This is a genomic window from Streptococcus pseudopneumoniae (genome assembly GCF_038148955.1).
In the GTDB taxonomy this organism is placed as follows: Bacteria; Bacillota; Bacilli; order Lactobacillales; family Streptococcaceae; genus Streptococcus; species Streptococcus pseudopneumoniae_T.
In genome coordinates, this window is the sequence record NZ_JBBJZY010000036.1 from 1 (window position 1) to 7,519 (window position 7,519).

The window sequence follows — 7,519 nt, forward strand, 5'->3', positions numbered from 1 at the left end:
TACGGCAAGGTGAAGCTGACGTGGTTTGAATTTGATTTTCGAAGAGTATTATCTGAAAAGACACTAGAAAGGTCCCTATGACGAAGAAAATTATTGCAGTTGACCTGGATGGAACCCTGCTCAACTCAGACAGTCAAATTTCTGACTTTACCAAAAAAACCATCAAAAAAGTTACTGAAAAAGGCCATCAAGTTATTATTACGACAGGGCGCCCTTACCGCATGTCAAAAGATTTTTACCGTGAACTAGGCTTAAACACTCCTATGATTAATTTCAACGGCTCCCTTACTCATTTACCAGACCAAGTTTGGGATTTTGAAAAGTGTTTAACTGTAGACAAAAAATATCTTTTAGACATGGTTCGACGTTCTGAGGACATTCAAGCCGATTTTATCGCTGGTGAATATCGTAAAAAATTCTACATTACAAATCCTAATGAAGAAATTGCCAATCCCAAACTATTTGGTGTAGAAGCTTTCCAGCCTGAAAATCAATTCCAGCCTGAATTGGTGACCAAGGATCCTAACTGTATTCTGTTACAGACCAGAGCCAGTGACAAATATGCCTTGGCAAAAGAAATGAACGCCTTCTACCAGCATCAACTGTCTATCAATACCTGGGGAGGGCCGCTCAATATCCTTGAGTGTACCCCAAAAGGTGTCAACAAAGCCTTTGCTTTGGACTACTTACTCAAGGTAATGAACCGTGACAAAAAAGATTTGATTGCCTTTGGAGATGAACACAATGATACCGAAATGCTAGCTTTTGCTGGGAAGGGCTATGCCATGAAAAATGCCAATCCAGAGCTACTCCCTTATGCAGATGAGCAAATTGCCCTGACCAATGACCAAGATGGAGTTGCCAAAACCCTGCAAGACTTATTCTTATAGTCCATTCTGACCAGCTTGCGAGCTGGTCTTTGTGCTATTTTCACAGTCTCATCAACCAGTTAATCGATTGTTCTACTTTTTGCTTCCAAAACCTTGGAAAAGGCTTTCTTTTGTGATATACTTCACATATAAATACAAGAGAGCTCGTCACACTCGACTCTGTTGACACAAAATCAATCCAGTCCTGTTGTCCCTGTTCTCGGCCAATATCAAGGAGGATAGCTATGAAAGCTGTTGTTGTAAATCCAGAAAGCACTGGTGTTGCTGTTGAAGAAAAAGTACTCCGTCCACTTGAAACTGGAGAAGCACTTGTAGAAATTGAATACTGTGGTGTTTGCCACACTGACCTCCACGTTGCCCACGGTGACTTCGGTCAAGTACCAGGACGTGTCCTAGGACACGAAGGTGTTGGTATCGTTAAAGAAATTGCCCCAGATGTTAAAAGCCTTAAAGTCGGTGACCGTGTCAGCGTTGCTTGGTTCTTTGAAGGATGTGGCACTTGCGAATACTGTACAACTGGCCGTGAAACTCTTTGCCGTACAGTAAAAAATGCCGGCTACTCAGTAGACGGTGGTATGGCTGAACAATGTATCGTAACAGCAGACTATGCTGTTAAAGTTCCTGACGGACTTGATCCAGCCCAAGCCTCTTCTATCACATGTGCTGGTGTAACAACCTATAAAGCTATAAAAGAAGCAAAAGTTGAACCAGGTCAATGGGTTGTTCTTTACGGTGCTGGTGGACTTGGTAACCTAGCTGTTCAATACGCTAAAAAAGTATTCAATGCTCATGTCATCGCAGTTGATATCAACAACGACAAACTTGCCCTTGCAAAGGAAGTCGGTGCTGATGTCGTTATTAACGGCCTAGAAGTTGATGATGTACCAGGACTCATCAGAGAAAAAACTGATGGAGGAGCTCATTCAGCTGTCGTAACTGCTGTATCTAAAGTTGCCTTCAATCAGGCTGTTGACTCCGTTCGTGCCGGTGGTCGCGTCGTCGCTGTCGGTCTTCCTTCTGAAATGATGGAACTCAGCATCGTTAAAACAGTCCTCGATGGAATCCAAGTCATCGGTTCTCTTGTAGGAACTCGTAAAGACTTGGAAGAAGCCTTCCAATTCGGTGCAGAAGGTTTAGTAGTTCCAGTTGTTCAAAAACGTCCAATAGAAGATGCCGTAGCCATTTTCGACGAAATGGAAAAAGGTCAAATCCAAGGACGTATGGTACTCGACTTCACCCACTAATTTCATAGAAACCTATTTTAAAAGTTGGAATGCTCTTCCAACTTTTTTATATTAAATTTTTAAATATGGATTCAAAAAAACTTCTCTAAAACTCAATATATCAACATTTTCAGATGTAATCTTTTTAATTATTTTATGATAAATAGTTGATTTTTAGATGAAAACGGTTTATACTTAAACAGTCTTAAAGTTTTCTTAAACGAAAACTAAAACAAAAAAGGAGGAATGACAATAATGAGTATCGGAATCATTATTGCGAGCCACGGCGAATTTGCTGCGGGTATTCATCAGTCAGGATCTATGATCTTTGGTGAACAAGAAAAGGTTCAAGTTGTAACCTTTATGCCAAATGAAGGCCCTGATGATCTATACGCTAAGTTTAATAACGCTGTTGCTGCATTTGACGCAGAAGATGAGGTTCTAGTTTTGGCTGACCTTTGGAGTGGATCTCCATTTAACCAAGCTAGTCGCGTGATGGGAGAAAATCCTGAGCGTAAGTTTGCCATCATCACAGGACTTAATTTACCGATGTTGATTCAAGCCTATACAGAGCGCCTCATGGACGCTGCTGCAGGTGTAGAAAAAGTCGCTGCGAATATCATCAAAGAAGCCAAAGATGGCATCAAAGCTCTTCCAGAAGAGCTCAACCCAGTTGAGGAAGTAGCAAGCGCTGCAGCTGCTCCAGTTGCCCAAGCTGCTATTCCAGAAGGAACTGTCATCGGAGACGGTAAACTCAAAATCAACCTTGCCCGTCTTGACACACGTCTACTTCACGGTCAGGTTGCAACTGCTTGGACTCCAGATTCAAAAGCAAATCGTATCATCGTTGCTTCAGATAACGTAGCTAAAGACGACCTTCGTAAAGAATTGATTAAACAAGCAGCTCCAGGTAATGTCAAGGCTAACGTGGTTCCAATTCAAAAACTGATTGAGGTTTCAAAAGACCCACGTTTTGGAGAAACACATGCCCTTATCTTGTTTGAAACACCTCAAGATGCCCTTCGTGCCATCGAAGGTGGCGTGCCAATCAAAACTCTTAACGTTGGTTCTATGGCTCACTCAACAGGTAAAACATTGGTCAATACTGTTTTGTCTATGGACAAAGAAGACGTTGCTACATTTGAAAAAATGCGTGACCTCGGTGTTGAATTCGATGTCCGTAAAGTACCAAATGATTCTAAAAAAGATTTGTTTGACTTGATTAACAAAGCCAATGTCAAATAAGCCATTATTTATGAAAGGATTTTAAAGATGTCTATTATTTCTATGGTTTTAGTAGTCGTTGTAGCCTTCCTTGCAGGTCTTGAAGGCGTCCTCGACCAATTCCAATTTCACCAACCACTTGTAGCCTGTACCCTTATTGGGCTTGTAACAGGTCACTTGGAAGCAGGGATTATCCTCGGTGGATCGCTTCAAATGATTGCCCTTGGTTGGTCAAATATCGGTGCTGCTATCGCTCCTGATGCTGCACTTGCTTCTGTCGCTGCTGCCATTATCATGGTTCTTGGTGGTGACTTTACCAAGACTGGTATCGGTGTTGCCCAAGCGGTTGCTATCCCTCTTGCCGTAGCTGGACTTTTCTTGACAATGATTGTTCGTACAATTTCAGTTGGTTTGGTTCATACTGCAGATGCTGCCGCTAAAAAAGGTGACTTCGGCGCTGTGGAGCGCGCTCATTTCATTGCGCTACTTTTCCAAGGACTTCGTATCGCGCTTCCTGCAGCTCTTCTCCTTATGGTACCAACTGAAACTGTACAAAGTATCCTTAGTGCCATGCCAGACTGGCTCAAAGATGGTATGGCTATTGGTGGTGGTATGGTCGTTGCCGTTGGTTACGCCATGGTTATCAACATGATGGCAACTCGTGAAGTATGGCCATTCTTCGCTCTTGGTTTCGTTCTTGCTGCCGTATCAGACATTACTCTAATCGGATTCGGTGCTATCGGTGTTGCTATCGCTCTTATCTACCTTCACCTTTCTAAAACTGGTGGAAATGGTGGTGGAGGAGCCGCAACTTCTAACGACCCAATCGGCGATATCCTAGAAGACTACTAAGATAAGAAAGGACTGAAAACATCATGACTGAAAAACTTCAATTAACTAAATCAGATCGTAAAAAAGTTTGGTGGCGTTCAACCTTCTTACAAGGGTCTTGGAACTTTGAACGGATGCAAAACTTGGGCTGGGCTTATACACTCATTCCAGCTATCAAAAAACTTTATACTAAAAAAGAAGATCAAATCGCTGCTCTTGAGCGTCACCTTGAGTTCTTCAACACTCATCCATACGTAGCTGCTCCAATCATGGGGGTTACTCTTGCGCTTGAAGAAGAACGTGCTAATGGTGTGGAAATCGATGACGCTGCTATCCAAGGGGTTAAAATCGGTATGATGGGACCTCTTGCTGGTATCGGTGACCCAGTATTCTGGTTTACAGTACGTCCAATCCTTGGATCTCTCGGTGCTTCACTTGCCCTTACTGGCAATATCTTGGGCCCACTCCTCTTCTTTGTTGCATGGAACTTGATTCGTATGTCATTCTTGTGGTATGTTCAAGAGGTTGGATACAAGGCTGGATCAGAAATCACTAAAGATATGTCTGGCGGTATCCTTCAAGACATCACTAAAGGTGCTTCTATCCTTGGGATGTTCATTCTTGCTGTCCTTGTTCAACGTTGGGTAAATATTAAATTTGCTTTCGATGTTTCTAAAGTTCAACTAGATGAAAAAGCTTATATCCATTGGGATAAATTGCCAGAAGGGTCTAAAGGTATCCAAGAAGCATTCGCACAAGTAGGACAAGGATTGTCTCAAACACCTGAAAAAGTTACTACTTTCCAACAAAACTTGGATATGTTGATTCCTGGACTATCAGGACTACTCCTTACTTTACTTTGCATGTACTTGCTTAAGAAAAAAGTATCTCCAATCACTATTATCCTTGCACTCTTCGCAGTGGGTATTGTGGCACATGTTCTTCACATCATGTAATCAAGCAACTTAAAAGGAATCAGGTTCTAAAATCTGATTCCTTTTTTCTATACTTTTATTCAGCCAAGGCTCCCATTGGATCCCATGGTGCGAGTACAATTGGTTCTGCTTCATAGGCAGCTTGTTCTTCTGCTGTCAACAATTCCTTACGGACAACGATTTGGTATGTGTATTCGTCCATCCAAGCGTCTGAGGCAACGAAGTAACCATCTGTACCTACCTTATCTCCCCAAGAGTTTTCAACCTTCCACTTGGTTGATTTACCATTTTCATCCAAGTCCACACCTGTCAAGACCATGGCGTGGGTCATCAAGCTTTCGCTATAGTCCAAACGTCCAGCCTTGTCTTGAGTGAGTTTAATGTCCATGCTTGATTCAAAGTCATAAACATCTGTCGCAAGGATTCCAGCCTTACGGTTGCTGAGCTGGCCGACATCAGAACCAAACCAAACAGTCTCACCTGCTTGCATTTGGGCAATCGCCAATTCTTTCAAGCGCTCCATTGGAACGTTGATGTAACGAACCGCACGGCTACCAACGACATTTCCTAACATCTCAACTGTGTAAGATTTACCGTATGGTTTATCAGCAGTTGGAGCATTGATAACAGAAACGTAATCTTCTAGAGGAAGATTGACATATTTCTTGTAAAATTCTTGTGGTGTGATTCCTTTTTCACTTTTGTAGTTGTTATCCTTATCACGATAAGAAAAGTCAAATTTACGTGGTGGAAGTCCTAAAGACATAGCAAGGAAATTAAAGATTTCTTGCAAGAGGTCTTCTTTCTTAGCTTGAACAGTCGCTTGGTCTGCACCAGAAGCAAGCAAGTCACGCAAGATTTGAGCATCTTGGCGAAGCAATTTGTTGAGGATGGCATTGAGCTCACGGCTGCTGCTAGATGAAACGGACTCAGGGTAAACTGACTTAGGCACGACACCGTATTTCTCAAAGAGAGAAACGACCATATCCCATTGACCACCATCTTGTTGAGGTGTTTGAAGTAGGAATTTAACCTTACGGCTCGTCAAGTCTTGGTCTGCAGTCGCAATGACTTGCTCCAAGAACCAGTTTGATTTCTCATACTTGTCCCAGAAGAAAGTATGGGCCTGTGACAACTCAAAATTCTCCAGTTTGTATTGAGAGATGAGTTTGTGGCGGAAGGTGTTGAGAGCCGCAAACATCCAGCAACGACCAGACGCTTTCTGGTTGGTGACCTTGTCCTTGGTCAAATCCAATGAGAAAACAGGTGTGTTATCTACATGGCTTTGGCGACGTTCTAGGGCTGCAAAAATTCCATTATGGCTAGCAGCATTTTCAATCGCTTGGTATTTTACATTTGCTTCATAATTAGCAAATAATTTATCAGTAAATGATTCTTGAATCGCGTTCATAGATTCCTCCTTTTATTCTACAGTCTATTATAACGCTTTTCACAAAGTAAGCAACTGAAAAACATAAAAGGCAAGGACATTGTCCCTCACCTTTTTCGAATTTATACTCTTCGAAAATCAAATTCAAACCACGTCAACGTCGCCTTGCCGTACTCAAGTACAGCCTGCGGCTAGTTTCCTAGTTTGCTCTTTGATTTTCATTGAGTATTAAACTAAATTAAATAATATTAGCGCGGAGAATTTCTAATTCTTCCTTGGTCAAGCGACGCCATTCTCCTCTTTGTAAATTCTCATCCAAAACTAAAGTTCCCATAGTCAAACGCTGTAGGTCCACTACTTCCTTGCCACAGTAAGCCACCATACGCTTGACCTGATGGAACTTCCCTTCTGCAATGGTCACACGGATTTGGCTTTGATTCTTTTCTGTATCTATGGAAACAAGCTCCAGTTTAGCAGGCTGACAGGTAAAATCCTTGAGAGGAATTCCCTTGGCAAATATCTCCATATCTTCTTGGGTCATGATTCCCTTGACTTGTGCCTGATAAGTCTTGTCCACATGACGCTTGGGTGAAAGTAAAGCATGGGCCAGCTGACCATCATTGGTCAAGAGCAGAAGACCATGCGTATCGATATCCAAACGTCCTACTGGAAAAACCTCCTTGGTCCGAGCAATATCATCCAGCAAGTCCAACACGGTTCTGTGCTTGGGATCCTCAGTCGCTGAAATAACTCCTTGGGGCTTGTTCATCATATAGTAAACAAACTCCTCGTACTCCATCACTTGCCCATCAAAGCGAATCTCATCTCTTTCTTCATCAATCTGCAATTTAGCTGATTTTTCTTTTTTACCATTTACCATCACGCGCCCAGCCTTGAGCAAGTTTTTGACCTCACTCCGACTCCCCACAGCGCAGGCAACTAAAAATTTATCTAATCTCATAGAACTATTATATCATACTCAAAAGGAGGCTGGTACAATGACCAACCTCCTTTTCGTTTCATACT

General features: G+C 42.3%; 7 protein-coding genes. 5 read left to right on the top strand and 2 right to left on the bottom strand.

The features are described from left to right. Nucleotides 1-77 precede the first annotated feature (77 nt). The 5 genes from WKI23_RS09130 to WKI23_RS09150 all read left to right on the top strand — a co-directional run bounded on the left by WKI23_RS09130 (nucleotide 78) and on the right by WKI23_RS09150 (nucleotide 5,124). Complete coding sequence (locus WKI23_RS09130) at nucleotides 78-890, top strand: Cof-type HAD-IIB family hydrolase (RefSeq protein WP_173278067.1); 813 nt, start codon at nucleotides 78-80, stop codon at nucleotides 888-890. 224 nt (nucleotides 891-1,114) lie between these two features. Next, nucleotides 1,115-2,134, top strand: a complete 1,020-nt coding sequence (gene adhP / locus WKI23_RS09135; RefSeq protein WP_173225990.1) for an alcohol dehydrogenase AdhP — start codon at nucleotides 1,115-1,117, stop codon at nucleotides 2,132-2,134. A gap of 234 nt (nucleotides 2,135-2,368) precedes the next feature. Beyond that, nucleotides 2,369-3,358, top strand: coding sequence for a PTS sugar transporter subunit IIB (locus tag WKI23_RS09140; protein WP_050222834.1), 990 nt, complete (start codon nucleotides 2,369-2,371; stop codon nucleotides 3,356-3,358). Nucleotides 3,359-3,385: 27 nt separating this feature from the next. Then, a complete protein-coding gene (locus WKI23_RS09145; protein WP_050222833.1) occupies nucleotides 3,386-4,189 on the top strand; it encodes a PTS mannose/fructose/sorbose transporter subunit IIC in 804 nt (267 codons plus the stop codon). Nucleotides 4,190-4,212: 23 nt separating this feature from the next. Next, nucleotides 4,213-5,124, top strand: coding sequence for a PTS system mannose/fructose/sorbose family transporter subunit IID (locus tag WKI23_RS09150; RefSeq protein ID WP_050222832.1), 912 nt, complete (start codon nucleotides 4,213-4,215; stop codon nucleotides 5,122-5,124). Nucleotides 5,125-5,179: 55 nt separating this feature from the next. Here WKI23_RS09150 and pepC read toward each other — a convergent pair whose 3' ends face one another. Continuing rightward, the gene (gene pepC, locus WKI23_RS09155; RefSeq protein WP_368079705.1) at nucleotides 5,180-6,514 is read right to left on the bottom strand and encodes an aminopeptidase C; all 1,335 of its coding nucleotides are present in this window, start codon (nucleotides 6,512-6,514) and stop codon (nucleotides 5,180-5,182) included. Between the two features lie 217 nt (nucleotides 6,515-6,731). Then, a complete protein-coding gene (locus tag WKI23_RS09160) occupies nucleotides 6,732-7,454 on the bottom strand; it encodes a pseudouridine synthase (protein ID WP_368079706.1) in 723 nt (240 codons plus the stop codon). Nucleotides 7,455-7,519: the final 65 nt, after the last annotated feature.